Below are 17453 nucleotides of genomic sequence, written 5' to 3' on the forward strand. Positions count from 1 at the left end.
GCTAGGAGCGTGGGTCGCTGACCGGGCGTGTGTGGGTGCGGATCCGGTGCCGTTTCGTGCTGCGGATCCGTAGTGCGACGGCGCAGGCGGCGACGAGGATCATGGCGATGCCCGTGCCGGTCAGCACCTGACGGGCCCCCAGGGCGGTGGTGAGGGGTCCGCCCAGTGCCGCGCCGACGGGTGCCGCTGTCAGCAGGACGGACGCGCGCAGGGCGAGGATGGTGGTCAGGAGGGCTGCCGGGGTGTGCTCCTGGAACAGTTTGAAGGCCAGGGCGCTGTAGGGGCCGTAGATCACACCGGCCAGGGCGAAACCCCCGAGGGAGAACACCGCCGGCGCGTGGAGTCCGAAGGGCAGCATGGCCAGGCCGTGACCGGCGATGATGCACAGCAGGACCGGCCACAGCGGCAGGTTTCGCAGGGTACCGACGGCCAGGGTGCCGGTGACCGCTCCGATGCCGAATGCGGCCCAGTACAGGCCGAGGGCCCCCGCGCCGGCGTGGAGGTCCTGGGCAACGAACAGGGGCAGGGCGACTTCGACGGGGCCGTAGAACAGGTTGAACAGCCAGGTCACCGCGAGCAGGCCGAGCAGTTCGGGCCGCGCGCGCAGGAGGCGCAGGCCTTCGCCGGGTCGGGTGTCGGGGGCCGGCCCGGCGGGTGCCGGAGTACCCGGCTCGCCCAGGCGCGCGCTCTGCAGGGCCAGTGCGGCGAAGGACAGGGCGTCCAGGCCGATGATCCAGGCCGGGGCGATCGCCGCCGCGAGGAATCCGGCAAGAGCCGGGCCGACGATCGTGGATACACAGGTGCTGGTGCTGAGCAGTGCGTTGGCCGCCAAGTGGTGCTCGGCGGGGAGGGCTTGGGCGGCCAGGGCGTACTTGGCGCTGCCGCCCCAGGCGTGCAGGAGGGACGAGCCGGCGAGCAGCGTGAGGTAGAGGGCGGGGTGGAGCATGCCGAGCGCCCACGCGAGGGGGATGCAGCCGAGGAAGAGCGCGCGGGTCCAGGCGTTCGCGCGGATCAACTGCTGTGCGGGAAGGGAGCGCAGCCATCGGCCCAGCAGCAGTGCGCCGATGGCGCCCGGCAGGATGTAGGCGGCGACCGCGGCTCCGATCAGCGGGCCTCGTGCGCCGGGCGGGGAGATCTGTACCGCCAGCCATGCCACCGCGACCACGCTCATCCCGTCGCCGAGGTCGGATACCGCCAGTGCGGGCAGCAGACGCCGAAACGGGCGGTGGGCGAAGAGCGGTCGGTACCCTCGGGGCAGCCGACGGAGCAGGCGTGCTGAGATCATGTGGCCAGGCAAGCGGTTCAAGCGCGCTTGAAGTCAAACGACGGGTGATGCAGTGCGATACGTGGGCATCGGGGAGCTGGCGCGCCAGTCGGGCATGCGGGCCTCGGCCCTGCGCTACTACGAGAGCCTGGGGCTCCTGCCGGCCGCGCGCCGCGAAGGCGGACGCAGACTGTGGCCCGCCCCCACCCTGCGGCGGATCGCGCTGATCCGGATGTCGCAGCGCGCGGGGTTCACCCTGGCTGAGATCCGCGAACTGCTGGACAGTGACACCAGCCAGGGCGCCACCCGCCAGTGGCGGGCCCTGGCCGAACGCAAGCTCCCCGAACTCGACCGCGTCGTCCAGCAGACCCAGCAGCTGCGCGAAGCGGTCGCGGCCTGCCTCGCCTGCGGCTGCATGAACTTCACCGACTGCGAACTCCTGGCCGGCGCACCCGCCACGGATACCTGATCGGCTCCTCCCGGTCGGGGGCGCCCGTCACCGACCCACGCTCCTAGCCGAACGACGTGGTGACGGTGTGGTGGAGCCGGGCGATCTCGTCCTCCCAGTCGGGGACCGCGCGGGCGGGGACCAGGATGACGTGTTCGACGCCGACGGCCGCGAACTCGGCCAGGCGCTCGCGCAACGCCCGGTCGCCGCCGACGGCATAGACGTCGCGGCTGGTGCAGCCCTGCTTGTGGGCCGAGACCTCGGCGTCCAGCTCGCGCCGGAGCTCGGGGGTGTCGATGACGGGCGGCACGTAGACGAGCTGCACCGCGCGGGTGATGTGCTCGGTGCGGCCGAGGTGTTGCCGCTCCTCGTCGAGGACCTTCAGGCGCCGGCGGTACTCGGCGGGGGTGATGAACGCGGGGACCCAGCCGTCCGCGAGGGCGGCGACGCGCCGTACGGTCCTCTCCCTGCCCCCGCCCAGCCACACGGGCGGCACCCCGGTCGGGCCGCTGCCGCTGGATTCCCCGGCGGACTCCCCGACGAGGCGGCGCAGGCGGCGCAGGATGTCCTCCAGGGCGGCGGCGGCTTCGGCGGGGTCCCGGATGAGGGCCTCGCGGGGGCCGCCGATGCCGAGCTGGGCGACGAACCGGCCGTTGGAGCGCCGGTACAGGTCGGTCAGTTCGCGGACCACGGCGGAGGGTTCCAGGCCGGCGGCGACCAGGACGTGCGGACCGAATACCAGGGCGGACGTCCGGTGGGCCACTTCCCGGGCCAGCTCGAGCGGCGGGGGCATGTCGTCCCCGTTGTTGTTGTAGAACCAGAACGAATCGAATCCGTGCTGCTCCACCGCGTCGAGCAATTTCCACAAGTGGTCCCGCGTCACGTCATGACGCAACGAGGTACCGAAACAGAAGCCGAATTGCAGACCCATGAGACCTCCCTGTCGAGATATTGCCTGAGGGGCACGGCCGCCTGCCGGGCGGACGGTCGATGAATTGGCGGGAGCCAGATGAATACCGACTTCAGGGCCGCGATCCACAGGATTTTCCAATCCCGTCGAACCCTTTCGAACCCTGTCGAAATAAGGGGTCTCCGCTCGCCGTGCGCAGCCGACGAAGCAGATCAGATACACCTTCGCCTGGAACGTACCACAGGGGTCGAGCCTTCGAGAAGTGCGCCAATCCGGGCCAGGAGCTCATTTACCGAGCCATATAACATCCTTTAACCAACCTTCGCAAGGTCCACAGGTTTCACTCAAACCAACGGTGCGATTCGCCCCAAAGTGCGCTCTTGCGCCGACCCCGAGGCGGCAGGAGCGCCGGCGGAAGCACTGGCTCCGGTGTCGGGAGAGGCGGGCGCAGCCCTATGTCCAGAAAGTCGCCTTCCCCGTGCCTGCGAGAATGAGACATTCCGTTTGCCCGTTCTTGAAAAATTCCCAGGGTACATACAGACTCGTTTCGTGAACGGACCCCGGCATGCCGGAGGTCCGACCCGGGGCACCGATCCCCGAGGGCGCCGACCGCACCTTCACGTACGCGCCCCTGGTTCCCCGCTCAATTCGCCGTCGTCGGCATCCGCCCGCTCACGGGCGAACTCTTCGCGCTTGCAGAGCCCCATGCCCGGATGGCCGCACAGCTTCATTCTTCCTCTCGACACCCCGCACTCGGACCACCGGCCGAGTGCCGCCAGCACGTACGGAAGGGGCAACCGAAGTGAACAGGAGCGACCTGGTTTCGGATTCGGGTCCGGCGTCGGATGCCGAATTCGCATTCCCGCTCTCGGCCCCGGAGTTCGGTATCTGGCTCACCTGTCGGGACCAGCCGGAGTCCTTCAACATCCACCGCGTCTGGGAGCTGCGCGGGCGGCTCGACGAGCAGGCCCTGAAGGGCGCCGTCGAGGAGACCGTCGCCCGGCACCCCGTGTTCGCCCGCCGGCTCGTCGACGAGGACGGCGTGCCCTCCTGGGTTCCCGGCGCGCCGCAGCCGCGATGGACCGTGGTGGACACGGCCTCGACGGCCGACGCCGCGCCCTGGGCGCCCGTCGGACGCCACCGGTTCGACCTGAGACGAGACTGCCCCGTCCGTGTCGACCTGTTCCGGCACCGACCGGACCACCACGTGCTCTCCCTCCTGGTGCACCACATCGCGTGCGACGGGGCGTCACTGGAGAACGTGCTGGCGGACATCGGTGCCGCGTACAACGCCCGCGCCAACGGCGGGCCCCCCTTCTCGCCATCACCGGCCCCGACACCCGACCCGCCCGCGCCGGCGGAGCCCTCCCGCTTCTGGCCCCTCGAACTGGCCGACGCCCAGTGGCCGGAGGCCCTGCCGCGCACCCCGGGCCCCCGGACCGCCGAGGCCGACGTCCTGGTGCTCCCGCTGCCCCCGGACGAGGCCGACGTGGTGCGCGCGGCGGCCCGCCGCCTGCGCGTCACCCCGTACCTCATGGGACTCGCCGCCCTCTACGCGGCGTTCGCCACGCAGGGCAACGCCCCCGACGTCATGGTCGCCACACCGTTCGCCTCCCGGACACCGGCCACCGTGTCGCTGGTCGGCTGCTTCGCGCGGATGGTCCCGCTGCGCCGGCGGTGGCCCTCGGGAGCCTCCGGCGCCGAGCTCTGCGACGGTGTGCGGCGGACCGTCGCCGAGGCGCTGTCCCACGCGCACGAGCCGATCCACGAGAGCGCGGACCTCTTCGACGCCGCGGCGCCCGGACTCACCGTCAGTTTCCAGCTGCGGGACCCCCTCCCGGGGCCGGCACTCGGCGGGCTCACCGTTCGCGCGCTGGAAGCGGTGCGTACGCCGACGGCACCCGTCGCCGGCGCACCGGAGGTGCCCGGAGCGACTGAAGCGACTGAAGCGACTGAAGGCCCCGAAGCCCCTGAAACTCCCGGAGCCCCCGAGGCCGCTCCCCCGGCCGGGCACCCCGGCGGGACGAACGGCCTCACGCGTTTCGACCTCGAATTCGACCTCTGCCTACGGGCGGACGACGCCTCGGTGACGGTGACGCGCCGGGTGCACGGCGGCACGACCCACGCGGCCGCCGCCGAACTGCTCGCCGCCTACCGCCGGGTCCTGCTCGCCCTCGCCCGCGACCCGGAGGCGCCGCTGCCCCGCTCGACGAGCGCGGCGACGCCGTCCCTGATCGTCGCGCCGGCCGATCCGTCGGAGCACGCGCAGCCCCTCATGGACCGGTTCGACGCCTGGGTGCGCACACAGCCCCGGCGGCCGGCGGTGCGGTGCGGCGACGACCTCCTCACCTTCGCCGGCCTGGACCGCGAGGTCGTCCGGCTCGCGGCCGCCCTGCGCCGCCACGGCGCGGGCCCGGGCACCGCGGTGGGCGTCCTGCGCGAGCGGGGCGTCGCCCTGGTCGCGTCCGTGCTGGCGGCGTGGCGGGTGCGGGCCCACGTCGTCGCCCTCGACCCCTCCCAGCCCGACTCCCGTCTCGCGTACGTCGTGGCGGACACCGGCACCCGTCTCGTGCTGTGCGACCCCGCGTCGCGCCACCGGCTCGACGCCTCGCTCACGATCGTCGACGAGGACGCGCACGACGAGGCCCCCGACACCGAGGCCCCGAACACCGAGGCCCCCGACACCCAGACCCCGGACACCCAGGCCCCGAACGCCGAGAACGCGCACACCGGGAACGCGCCCACCGAAGACGCCCGCCCCCACGATCTGGCGTACGTCCTGCACACCTCGGGCACCACCGGCCGCCCCAAGGGCGTCATGGTCGAGCACCGGGGTCTCGCCGTCCTCGTCGACGCGCAGCCGGCGGGAGCCGGGGCCGCCCGGGTCGGCGTCACCGCCGCCGTCTCCTTCGACGTCTTCTTCCAGCAGCTCCTCTACCTCTTCCGGGGCAGCTGCCTGGTGGTGGCCGACCAGGCCACGTACCGCGATCCGCAGGCACTGGTGGAGTGGGTCGAGCGCAACGACGTGCGCCTGCTCAGCACCTCGCCGTCGATGTTCGCCGCCATGCGCCCCTTCGGCGTCGAGGAGGTGTTCCAACGCACGGGCCTGGAGCTGGACTTCGGCGGCGAGGCGGTCGACGCCACGACCTGGCGCAGGCTGCGCGAGCTGGGTGTGAGGGGGTCCAACGGCTACGGCCCGACCGAGGTCACGATCCAGACCACGTGGTGCGGTTTCGACGAGTACGGGACCCCCAGCATCGGCCGGCCGCTCGACGGCACCTCGGCCTACGTCCTGGGCGCCGACCTCCGCCCCGTGCCGATCGGTTCCCGCGGCGAGCTGTACCTCGCGGGGCCGCTGGTCACCCGCGGCTACCTCAACGCCCCCGCGCTCACGGCCGAGCGCTTCCTCCCGGACCCCTTCGCCCCGGCACCCGGCGCCCGGATGTACCGCACGGGGGACCGCGTCACCCTCGGCGCCGACGGGCACCTGATCTACCACGGCCGGACCGACCACCAGCTGAAGGTGCGCGGCCAGCGGGTCGACCCGTACGAGGTGGAGGAGGTGCTGCGCGGCATGCCGGGCGTCCAGGACGCCTACGTGGCACGCCAGGGCCCGATCGGGACGGCGGGGCTCCTCGCCTGGGTCACCCCCCGCCGCCCCGGGCCGGTTCCGGTGCCGGGGGAACTGCGCGGCCTCGCGGCCCGGCGGCTGGCGCCCGCCGCGGTGCCCGCGCACATCGAGGTCGTCGACGCGTTCCCGCTCACACTCAGCGGGAAGGTCGACGAGCGCGCCCTGCACGTGCCCGCGCCCGTGCGGCCGCCGGACGACGGCGCGGACCCCGTCGTCCGGCTCTGGGCGCTGACGCTCGGCCGACCGCCAGCCTCGGACGGGGGCAACTTCTTCTCCTGCGGCGGGAGTTCACTGGACGCGGCCCGGCTCGTCGCCGAGGTCAACCAGGAGTGCGGGGTGCGCGTCGACCTCGCCTCGTTCTTCGGCGACCCCACACCGGAGGGGTTGCGGCACCTGATCGCGCGGGCCGCGCCCGCCGGCGCCGAGGGCCCGACCCCGGCTGCGCCCGCCGGTCTGTCGGCCGCCCAGCGGCGGCTGTGGCTGCTGCACCGGGCGGAGCCGGACAGCCACGAGTTCACCGTGTACTGGGCGCTGCGGCTGAGCGGTCCGCTGGATCCCGCGCGCCTGGAGGCGGCCTGGCACGACGTGCTCACCGCCTACCCCGAGACGCGGCTGCGGGTCATCGACGACGACGCGGCCCCCGGGCGCGGGCAGTGGCCCCTCTCGGCGTTCACCGTGAGCGTGCGGGACGTGCCCGGGCACGCCCTGGCGGAGCACCTGCGGCGCGTGGCCCACCGGCCCTTCGACCTGTTCGAAGAGCCCCTGATCGAGCTGCGGGTGCTCCGGACCGGCCCCGAGGAGCACGTGCTGGTCTTCGTCGGCCACCACCTCGTGCTCGACCGCCGCTCCACGGAGCTGATCACCGATCAGCTGCTGAGCCGGCTGGCCGGCGGCCCGGCGCTCCCGCCCGCCCCGGCGGGCGCCGTCCCCGGACCGTCCCCCGCCGAGGCCGAACGGCTGCGCCGGTTCTGGGCCGAGGAACTCGCCGGTGTCTCCGCCCACTCGCCGGTCGCCCTCGGCGGGCCCCGGCCGGGCCCGCACCGGCGCACCGCGGCGACGGTCGGCGTCCCGCTGGACGCGGCGCAGTGGCGGCGCGTGACGGAGGCGGCGCGTGCGCACCGCACCACGGCCCTCGTCCTCGTCCTGTCGGCGTTCGCGGTGACGGCCGACCGGTACGGCGCGGCGGGAGACGTCCTGGTCGGCACCACCATGGACGTCCGACCGCCCGGCTTCAGCGAGGCCGTCGGCCTCTTCGTCAACCCCGTCCCGGTGCGGCTGCGCCCCCGCCCCGGCGGCACCGCCGGCGAGGCGGTCGCCCAGGCGCACGCGGCCCTCCTGCGGGCGCACGCGCACCGCGCGCACCCCTTCGACGAACTCGTCCGGGAGCTCGGTCTGCGGGCCGGTCCGGGGCAGGCCCCCCTGTTCCAGGTGCTGGTCGACCACGAGCAATCGGCCACGGCGACGGCCGCGCCGCCCGGCATCCGCGCCCGCCCGGTGGAGATCCCGGCGGCCATCGCGAAGTACGACGTCGAGGTCCTGCTCCGGGAGACCCCTGACGGCGCCCGGCTGGACGTGCTCCACCGCACCGACCGGTGGACGACGGACCAGGCCTGGCAGCTGGCCGAGCGGATCCGCGGCGCGCTGCTCGCGCTGGTAGGCGAGCCCTCCGCGCCGGCCGCGCTCCCCGCGGCGCTGGACCCGGGGCGCCTGCCCCTGGAGTGGGGGCGGGGCCCGGAGCCGTTCACGCCGGTCGTCCCGGTGAGCGAGCTCATCGCCCGGATCGCCCGGGAGGCACCGGAGCGGACCGCCGTGGTCGCCGGGGGCGAGCAGCTCACCTACGGGCGGCTGCGGGCCGACGCCCTGGACCTCGCCGCCCGGCTGACGGCCCGGCTGACCGCCCGGGGCGCCCGGGTGGCGGTGCTGACCGAGCGGTCCACGGGCCTGCTGACCGCGCTGCTCGGCGTGCACTTCGCCGGCGCCGCGTACGTCCCGCTCGATCCCCGGCACCCCGACTCCCGCATGACGGCGTGCCTGGCCGACTGCGGGGCCGCCGCCGTCGTCACCGACGCGGCCATGGCCGAGCGGGCGGCGTCGTTCGGGCTGCCCGTGCTTCCGCTGCCCTCGACGGCCGAGCCAACGGCCGACCGGAGCGCCGAGCCCGCCGCCCCCCTCCCGCCCGGACCGCACGATCCCGCCTACGTCATCTACACCTCCGGAACGACCGGGCGGCCGAAGGGCGTGGTGATCGAGCACGGCACGCTGGCCGCCTCCACGGCCGCCCGCCGCACCGTCTATCCGGGGCGGCCGGTCTTCCTGCTGCTCTCGCCGGCGGCGTTCGACTCGGCCGCGGCCGGCATCTGGGGAACGCTGTCGGCCGGTGGCCGCCTGGTCGTCGCGAGCGACGACGAGGTCCGCGACCCCGAGGCCCTGGTCGCCCTGATCTCCCGGCACCAGGTCACCCGGCTGCTGTGCGTACCCTCGCTCCACGCCCTGCTGCTCACCGCCACCGACCGGGCCGGCCCCGACGCGGTGCGGAGCCTGCGCGAGGTCGTCACGGCCGGGGAACCGCTCCCGGACGAGCTGCTGCGGCGCCACTTCGCCGTCCTGCCCCGGGTGGCGCTGGTCAACGAGTACGGCCCCACCGAGGCCACCGTCTGGGCGAGCTACCGCCGCTACCACGGGCCGGAGGCCGTCGACATCGGCGGCCCGGTGCCCGGGTACCGCCTCTACGTCCTGGACCACGCCCTGCGCCCCGTCCCCCCGGGGGTCGACGGCGAACTGTACGTCGGCGGCGCGGGGGTGGGCCGGGGGTACGTCGGCCGGCCCGCCGAGACGGCCGGCGCCTTCCTGCCCGACCCGTTCAGCGGCGAGCCGGGGGCCCGGATGTACCGCACGGGCGACCGGGTGCGGTGGCAGGGGCCGGAGGCGCTCGCCTTCGTCGGCCGGCTGGACCACCAGATCAAGGTCCGGGGCCACCGGGTGCAACCCGCCGAGGTGGAGGCGGCGCTGCGCGGCGCCGAGGGCGTCCGGGAGGCGGCCGTGGTCGCCGACGGCGGCGCGCGCCTCGTCGGCTTCGTCACCGGCGGCGGGCGGCCGGAGGCCGTCCGGCGCGAAGTCGCCGAGCTTCTGCCGGAGTTCATGGTCCCCGCCGTGGTCCACGCGCTGGAGCGGCTGCCCGTCACCCCCAACGGCAAGGTCGACCGGGGGGCCCTGGAGCAGGAGGCGGCCCGGCGCCGGGCCTCGGCGCTCGCCCGGCCCGCCGGGGACGTCTCGCCCGGGCACGCGGCGGTCACCGCGGCGTGGCGGGAGGTCCTGGGCGTCGTCGACGTTCCCGGCGACGTCAACTTCTTCGACCTCGGGGGGCATTCGCTGCTGGTGCCGGCGCTCCAGGAGGCCCTGCACCGGCACACCGGCGTCCGGCTGCCGATCCTCGACCTCTTCCGCCACAGCACCGTCGCCGACCTCGCGGCCCGGCTGGCCCGCGCGAAGACGGCCACGCCGCCCGCCCCCGGGGCGGACCCACCGCCCTCAGCCGGTTCGCCCCGTCGCCGACGCGGCGACGCGGCCCGTACGCTCCGCGACCGCCGTGCCCAGGAGGCCGACCGATGAACCGCGACCGTTCCCTCGACATCGCCGTCACCGGCATGACGGGGCGCTTCCCCGGGGCGGCCGATGTGGCAGAGCTGTGGCAGGCCCTGCGCGACGGGCGGGTGCTGACCCGGCGTCTGGGCCGGGAGGAGCTGGCGGCCCGTGGCGTCCCCGCGTCCCTCGCCGACGATCCGGCCTACGTCCCCGTCCACGGGGCGCTCGACGATCCCGACCGCTTCGACCACGAGTTCTTCGGCGTCAGCCCCCGCGAGGCCGCGCTGACGGACCCGCAGCACCGCCTGCTGCTGGAGTGTGCCTGGGCCGCCCTGGAGGACGCCGGCCACAGCGTCACCGCCGGCGACGGGCTGCGGACGGCGGTGTACGCGGCCGCCAGCGGCAGCGGCCACCTGCGGGCGCTCCTGGCCTCCGGCTCGCTGGCGCCCCCGGAGTTCGAGGAGGCCCTCCTCGTCAACGAACGCGACTTCCTCGCGACGCGCATCGCCTACAAACTGGGGCTGACCGGGCCCGCGCTCACCGTCCTCACGGCCTGCTCCTCCTCGCTCGTCGCGGCCCACCTGGCCGTCCAGGCGCTGAACAACGGGGAGTGCGACCAGGCCCTGGTGCTCGCCGCGTCGGCCAACGCCCCCCAGGCGGGGCACCTGCCCATGGCCGGCGGAGTGATGTCGCTCAGCGGACACTGCCGCCCCTTCGACGCCTCGGCGGACGGCACCCTCGCCGGCTCGGGCGCGCTGGGCGTCGTCCTGCGCCGCTACGAGGACGTGGCGGACGGCCCGCTCCCCCTGCACGGAGTGCTGCTGGGCTCCGCCGTCAACAACGACGGCACCGCCAAGGCGGGCTTCCTCGCACCGTCGGCGGCGGGCCAGGAGCAGGCGATCCGCGCCGCGCTCGCCGCCGCCGACGTCGACGCCGCGTCCGTCGGCTACCTGGAGAGCCACGGCACCGGCACCCGCGTCGGCGACCCCATCGAGTGGTCCGCCGCCTCCTCGGTGTACCGATCGCTGGGTGCCGCTCCCGGCAGCATCCCGGTCGGCGCGCTCAAGGCGACCATCGGCCACCTCGACGCCGCCGCCGGACTCGCCGGGCTGGTGAAGGCGCTGCTGGTGCTCCGGCACGGGTACGTGCCCGCGATCCCCGGGCTGGGCCGGGCCAATCCGCTGCTGGAGCGGGAGGACTCGCCGCTCGCCCTGCCCGCCGAGGCCGGGCCGTGGCGGGGCCCGCAGCCGCGCCGGGCCGCGGTGAGCTCGTTCGGCGTGGGCGGGACCAACGTGCACATGCTGCTGGAGCAGCCCCCGGATCCGACCACCGCACCGCCCGCCCCGCCGCCCGGGCGGGAACGGCTGGTGGTGCTCTCCGCGAAGGACCCGCAGGCCCTCGCCCGGATGCGGGAGCGGCTCACCGCGCACCTGGAGGACCCCGGATCCGCACCCTCGCTGGAGGACGTCGGCCGGACCCTCACCCGGCGCGCGGAACTCCCGTACCGCTCCTCGACGGTGGGCGCGAGCGTGGCCGAGGTCGTGGCGGCGCTGCGGGCCCCGGCCGAGCCGGCACCGGAGCCCGCGGCGCACCCCGCCCCGGCGCTGCTGCTCTTCCCGGGGCAGGGGACGCAGTTCCCCGGCATGGCGGCGCCCTTCGCCGCCGCCCTGCCCGCGTTCGCCGACGCACTGGACGCCTGCCTGGCCGCCTACTCCCCCGACCTCGCCCGCGAGGTGGACGAGGCGCTGCACGACGTCTCCTTCCCCGCCGAACGCCTCGCCCGGACGGCACTCGCCCAACCCGCGCTCTTCGCCGTCGAGTACGCCGCCGGGACGGCGCTGCTCGCCCTGGGCCTGGTGCCCTGCGCCCTGCTCGGGCACAGCCTGGGCGAGATCACGGCGGCGACCCTGGCCGGCGCGCTCTCCCTCGACGCCGCGGCCCGTCTCGTGGCACGCCGGGCCCTGCTGATGCAGGACTGCGCCCCGGGCGCGATGGTCTCCCTGGCCTGCGGCGAGGCCGAGGCCCGGGCCCTGCTGGCCGGGACCGGCGCCGAGCTGAGCGTCGCGGCGGTCAACGCCGCCACCAGCACCGTGCTCGCCGGGCCCCCCGAGGCGGTGGCGGCCTTCCGGGAGCGGATCGGCGGCCGGTACGCGGCCAAGGTGCTGCGGTCCTGCCGCGCATTCCACTCCCCGCTGATCGAACCTGCGGCCGACGCGCTGCGGGGCACCCCGACGGCCGACGAGGTGCGCCCCGCCACCCTGGCGTGGATCGAGAACACGGAGGGGCAGCTGCTACCCGAGGGCTCGCTCACCGACCCCGGCCACTTCGCCCGGGCCGCCCGCCGGCCGGTGCGCTTCGCGGACGCGCTGGCGACGGCCCGGACGAAGTTCCCCGACGCCGTCGCGGTCGAGGTGGGGCCCGGCCGGGTGCTGAGCGGCTTCGCGGAAGCCGCCGGGCTGCCCGCGATCCCGCTGCTGGGCTCCTCGCCACCGGCCCCCGCCGCGCCGTCGCACGCCCCGGCCGCCGCCACCGCATGCCCGGTGCTGGCGGCGATCGGCCGGCTGTGGTGCTCCGGCCTCCCCCTGGACCTCGCCCCGCTCCACGCCCCGGGGCGCTCCGTCCCGCTGCCGACCTATCCGTTCCACGGCCCGCGCCACCCGGTGCCGGCCGCCCCGGCGCCCGAAGCACCGCCCGGACCACCCGCCCGGGCAGCGGTCGCCGAAGCGGCCGAGCCTGCCGCGGACACCCCCGTCGCGATCCTCCGCGCCCTGTGGGCCGAACAGCTGGGGGTGACCGACGCGCCCGACACGGCCGACTTCTTCCAGCTGGGCGGTGACTCGCTCACCGTCGCCCGGCTGGCACGCGGGATGAGCCGCCGGTTCGGCGTCGACGTCCCCGTCGGCGAACTGTTGCAGGCCCGGTCCATCGGGCTCCAGTACGCGCTGGTCGAGCGGTTGATCGCCCAGCAGATCCTGGACGAGGCCGGGGAGGAGCTCGGATGACCGCCTCACCCCTCGACCGGCTCACCCCCGGGCAACGCGCCGAGCTGGCCGCCCGGCTCCAGGGGCGCAGCCCCGCGGCCGCGCCACCGGCGGCCGCCGCGCCGTCGCCGACGGATGCGGAACCGGCGCTCCCGCCCCGCCCGGACTCCGCCGCCGCCGCCCGCAGCCACCCCCTCTCCGTCACCCAGTACCGGATGTGGCTCGCCGAGCAGGCGTCCCCCACCGCGTCGGCGGCCTACACCGTGCCCCTGGCCCTCCAGCTCGCGGGCCCGCTCGACGTCGACCGGCTCCGCGCGTGCCTGGACGCCCTCGCCGCCCGCCATCTGGCCCTGCGGACCCGTTTCGGCCAGGAGAACGGGGTGCCCCGGCAGCGCTTCGACCTGCCCGCCCGCATCCCGCTGGAGGTGCGGGAACTGCCCGCGGGAGCGCCGGAGCGGGACCGGGCGCTCGACGCCGAGGCGGCGCGCCCGTTCCGCCTGGACCGGCCCCCGTACGTCCGTGCCGTCCTGCTCGCCCAGGGGGCGCAGCAGCACACCCTCCTCCTGACCTTCCACCACGCCGTCTGCGACGGATGGTCGTTGGGGGTGCTGATCGACGACCTGCTGGACGCGTACGCCGCCGGGGGCGGCCCCGCTTCCACCCGACCCGCGCCGGCCGCCCAACACCTCGACTACGTCCACTGGGAGCAGTCGCCGGACGGTCGGGCCGCGCTGGCCGCCCACGCCGCCCACTGGGCCCGCTCCAGCGGCAGCGCCGACGACGGGAGCGAACTCCCCTTCGCCGTCGACCCGACCGCCGCGGAGCAGGCCACCGCGCAGCAGACCACCACGGAGCAGACCACCTCGCACCAGGCCGCCCGGATGCCGCACGCCGAGCTCGCGCTGTCCCCGGGCCTCACCCGGCAGGTCCACGCGTTCGCCCGGCGGCACGCCTGCACGGCGCACGCGGTGTGGCTCGCCGCGTTCGCAGCCACCTGGAGCGCCGTCACCGGCGCCCGGACGGCCGCCGTGAGCGTCCCCACCGCCAACCGGGCGGCGGAGCGCTACGACCTCACCGTGGGCGCCTTCGTCTCCGCGATGCCCCTCACCCTGCCCCTGCCGCCCGCGCTGGGCTTCGCCGCGCTGGCCCGGCGGACCGGCGAGCAGCTCCTGACCGGTTCCCAGCACCCGACCCTCCCCCTGACCTCCGACGACACCGCCGTGCCCGTACCCGCCGCCGCCTTCGTCCTGACCCACGAGGACAACCGGCCGCGCCCGGCCGGCCCCCTCACGGTCACCCCCCTTCCGGTGCGTGTCCAGGGCGACCAGGGCGCGCTGACCGTGCAGCTCACGGAACACGCCGGCACCGCCGCCGTCCGGCTGACCGGCTCCCCGCAGCACTACACCGACGCGGCCCTCGCCCGGCTCGGGCGGGCCTACCGACGCTGCCTCGTCTCCGTCCTCGCCGCCCCCGACGCACCGCTGGCCGCACTGGACGCCCGCGACCCGGCCGAGCGCGCGACCATCGCGGCCGCCTCCACGGCGCCGCCCGCCGCCGGGGCCCGCCTGCCCTACGACGCCTTCGCGGACTGGGCGCGGCGCACCCCCGAGGCCTTCGCCGTCTGGGACGCCGCCGACGGTCACCTCACCTACCGGGCGCTGCACGAGCGCACCGAGCGCGCGGCGGCCCACCTCGCCCTGGCCGGGGTCGGCCCCGGCTCGGCGGTCGCCCTGGACGTGCCGGCGGGCGCCGACTACCCGGCGCTGGCCCTGGCGGTCTGGCGGCTCGGCGGCTGGATCATCGCGCTGCGCCCCGACGACCCCGTGGAACGCCGCCGCGCCCTGCTGCGCAGCGCCCGGGCCGACTTCCTCGTCCGCACGGCCGACGCCCCCGGGCACGACGCCCACACACACGACGCCGACGACGGCGCCCCTGGGAGGGCGCTGCGGACGATCCGGCTCCCCCGAGGGGGCGCGCGCGAGCTCCCGGCCACCGGCACGGCGGTGCCGCCCGTGGCCCGCACGGGCCCGCAGGACCTGGCCTACGCGGTGTTCACCTCCGGCACGACCGGTACGCCCAAGTGCGTCCCGGTGCCGCTGGGCGCGCTGGCCAACGAGCTCGCCTGGCGCCGCGAGGCGATCGGCCTCGCCGCCCCCGACCGGGTGCTCCAGACCATCCCCCTGGTCTTCGACCCGTCGCTGTGGCAGTGCTTCGGACCGCTGGTCGCCGGGGCCGGCGTGGTCTTCCCCGGCGTCGACCTCGGGGCGCATCCGGCCGCCCTCGTGGAGGCCTCCCTCGAGCACTCCGCGACCGTGGTCGACGTCGTCCCGTCGCTGCTCGCGGCCCTGGACGACGAGGATCTGCGCCGGCTGCCGGCCCGGGTCGTCTTCTGCGGCGGGGAGGCGCTGCCCTCGGCGCAGGCCGAACGCTACCTGCGCGTCGGCCGCGGTGAACTGCGCAACCAGTACGGGCCGTCCGAGACCTGCATCGACGCCACCTCGTACCGGTGCGCGGCGGGGGCCGAGGGCGGCACCGCCCCCGTGGGCCATCCCATCTCCGGCGTGCGGCTGCACATCCTCGACGGCGCGCTGCGTCCGGTGCCCATCGGTGTCACCGGCGAGCTGTACATCGGCGGCACCGGGGTGGCGCGCGGCTACCGGGGCCGTCCGGCCGAGACGGCGGCCCGGTTCCTGCCCGACCCGGCCGGTCCCCCGGGCTCGCGGATGTACCGCACCGGGGACCGGGTGCGGTGGAACGCCGACGGGAGCGTGCAGTTCGTCGGCCGCAGCGACAACCAGGTCAAGGTGCGCGGCCACCGGGTGGAGCTGGAGGAGGTCGACCGGCACGTCGTGGACGCGCCGGGGGTGCGGGAGGCGGCCACCGTCGTCGTCGGGGAACGCGTCAGCCGCCTGGTGGGCTTCGTCACCGGTGAGCCCGCCCCGGACCCGGCGGCGGTGCGCGCCCATCTGGCCCGCACCCTCCCGCCGTACATGGTGCCCGGCGAGATCCGGGTGCTCCCTCGGCTGCCGGTGACCGCCAACGGCAAGGCGGACCGCCGCGCCCTGCTGGCGATGGTGCGCTCCGCGCGCACGGCGGCCGGCCCCGCCGCCGCCCACGACCGGGTGGCCGCCGCCGTGGTGGAGGCGTTCGCGGCGGCGCTCGACCGACCGTCGGCCACCCTGGACGACCATCTCTACGACCTCGGCGGGGCGTCGCTGGGGGCGGCCCGGATCGCCTCCGCGCTGAGCCGCCGCCTCGGGGCGGAGGTCCCCGTGCGCACCGTCCTGACGCATCCGCTGGTCGCCGAACTCGCCGTCGAGGTCCGCACGTTGCTCGCCGCAGCGGCAGCACCGCCAGCGCCCGCCGACACCGGAGCCGACGCTCCCCTGACACCCGAACAGCTGCTGGTGGCCCAGCAGGAGCGGGCCCTCGGACACCCCGCTCCCCCGATTCCGCTGCTACTCAGGCTCGACGCCCCCGTGGATCCGCAGGACGTGGAGCGGGCGGTCCGCGCACTGGTCGCCCGGCACGAGGCCCTGCGGCCGACGGGCCCGCAGGCCGCGCCCGCGATGACGCAGGCCTCCGGAACAGGACAGCACGACGCGTGGCAGCCCTGCCCCGTGGCCCCGCTGCCGGACCGGCCCGCCCAGGCCCACTGGGACACCGCGCTGATCGAACGGCCGCTGCCCGCAGGATCACCGGGGCTGGAGGTCGTCCTGCTGACCGGGGAGGACGGCACCGTCCGGCACCTGCTGCTGAGGCTGGCCCGCCACCGGGGCGACGGCGCCTCCGTGGGCATCCTCGCCGACGAGCTCCTCGCCCTGCTCGCCGGACGCGACCTGCCCCGGCCGGCCCCGCGCTACAGCGACTACGCCCGCGCCAGGGCCGCCCGCCGCACGGCCCGGCGCGCCGAACTGGAACGGTACTGGCGCACGAGCCTGGGCCCGGTCCCCCCGGACCCGTTCGCCGAGCGCCGCACCGGCCCGAGGACCTTCCGCAACCACGGGGTGCGGAAGGTCCTCCCCGCCGACGCGTACACGCGCCTCCAGCGGGCGGGCCGGACGGCGGGCACGACCACCACGGCCGCCTTCCTCGACCTGCTCGGCCGGATCGTCTCCCGGATGTCGGGCGGCACGTCCACGGTGATCGGCATGCCGGTCTCCCACCGCTCGGCGGCCACCGAGGAATCGCTCGTCGGCCGCGCCGTCGACCTGCTGCCGGTGGTGCTCGGTGCCACCGGGGCCGGCCACGCCCACCGGGCGCTGTTGTCGGCCCTGGACCACGCAGACCTGCCGCTGCTGCACATCGCCGAGCTCGCCGATCCGGTCGACCCCGCGCTCCGGCCGCCGGTCTGCGCGGCCGGGCTGGTCGTCCACGGGCAGGAGGAGAACCCGGCCGTGGTGCCGGACGACCTGCCCCACGACACCGTGCCCGAGCACTGGGCGGACCTCGACCTCGTCCTCCACGTGCAACCGGCCCGCTCGGGAGGGTGTTCGGTGCTCCTGACCGGAGCCGTCGACCTCTTCCCGCAGGCCGAACTGCGCGGGCACCTCGCCCGGGCCCTGGCGGAGCTCGAATCCGACCAGGGCTGAGGCCCGGCCCGCAGCCGCAGCCACACCTCCCCAGCCACACCCACC

The 17453-nt window shown here is 75.8% G+C and carries 6 protein-coding genes; 4 read left to right on the forward strand and 2 right to left on the reverse strand.

Annotated elements, in window-relative coordinates; genetic code table 11:
- Position 1: 1 nt before the first annotated feature.
- The gene (locus tag OG556_RS36490; protein ID WP_331744087.1) at positions 2-1285 is read right to left on the reverse strand and encodes an MFS transporter; all 1284 of its coding nucleotides are present in this window, start codon (positions 1283-1285) and stop codon (positions 2-4) included.
- 61 nt (positions 1286-1346) lie between these two features.
- Between OG556_RS36490 and OG556_RS36495 the strand changes: the two genes are divergently transcribed.
- Positions 1347-1733 carry a MerR family transcriptional regulator gene (locus tag OG556_RS36495; protein ID WP_371523099.1) on the forward strand — a complete coding sequence of 129 codons (387 nt, stop codon included), beginning with the start codon at positions 1347-1349 and terminating at the stop codon, positions 1731-1733.
- A 43-nt stretch (positions 1734-1776) separates the two neighbouring features.
- Here OG556_RS36495 and OG556_RS36500 read toward each other — a convergent pair whose 3' ends face one another.
- The gene (locus tag OG556_RS36500; RefSeq protein ID WP_371523100.1) at positions 1777-2595 is read right to left on the reverse strand and encodes an LLM class flavin-dependent oxidoreductase; all 819 of its coding nucleotides are present in this window, start codon (positions 2593-2595) and stop codon (positions 1777-1779) included.
- A gap of 829 nt (positions 2596-3424) precedes the next feature.
- Here OG556_RS36500 and OG556_RS36505 point away from each other — a divergent pair.
- From OG556_RS36505 to OG556_RS36515, 3 genes are read left to right on the forward strand one after another with little or no spacing between them, the layout of a single operon-like run.
- A complete protein-coding gene (locus OG556_RS36505) occupies positions 3425-9862 on the forward strand; it encodes an amino acid adenylation domain-containing protein (protein ID WP_331744093.1) in 6438 nt (2145 codons plus the stop codon).
- Positions 9859-12837: a beta-ketoacyl synthase N-terminal-like domain-containing protein gene (locus OG556_RS36510; RefSeq protein ID WP_331744095.1), complete on the forward strand. Its 2979-nt coding sequence runs from the start codon at positions 9859-9861 to the stop codon at positions 12835-12837. The genes OG556_RS36505 and OG556_RS36510 overlap by 4 nt, the downstream gene beginning before the upstream one ends.
- On the forward strand, positions 12834-17408 hold the full coding sequence (locus OG556_RS36515) for an amino acid adenylation domain-containing protein (protein WP_331744097.1): 4575 nt from the start codon (positions 12834-12836) through the stop codon (positions 17406-17408). Before OG556_RS36510 ends, OG556_RS36515 begins: the two co-directional genes overlap by 4 nt.
- Positions 17409-17453: the final 45 nt, after the last annotated feature.

Origin of the sequence: Kitasatospora sp. NBC_01300 (genome assembly GCF_041435235.1) — a bacterium.
In the GTDB taxonomy this organism is placed as follows: Bacteria; Actinomycetota; Actinomycetes; order Streptomycetales; family Streptomycetaceae; genus Kitasatospora.

What these genes read in the sequence shown, in the direction of transcription:
- OG556_RS36490 (WP_331744087.1), bottom strand. Translation starts at nt 1,285, where the DNA reads ATGATCTCAGCACGCCTGCTCCGTCGGCTGCCCCGAGGGTACCGACCG.
- OG556_RS36510 (WP_331744095.1), top strand. Translation starts at nt 9,859, where the DNA reads ATGAACCGCGACCGTTCCCTCGACATCGCCGTCACCGGCATGACGGGG.
- OG556_RS36515 (WP_331744097.1), top strand. Translation starts at nt 12,834, where the DNA reads ATGACCGCCTCACCCCTCGACCGGCTCACCCCCGGGCAACGCGCCGAG.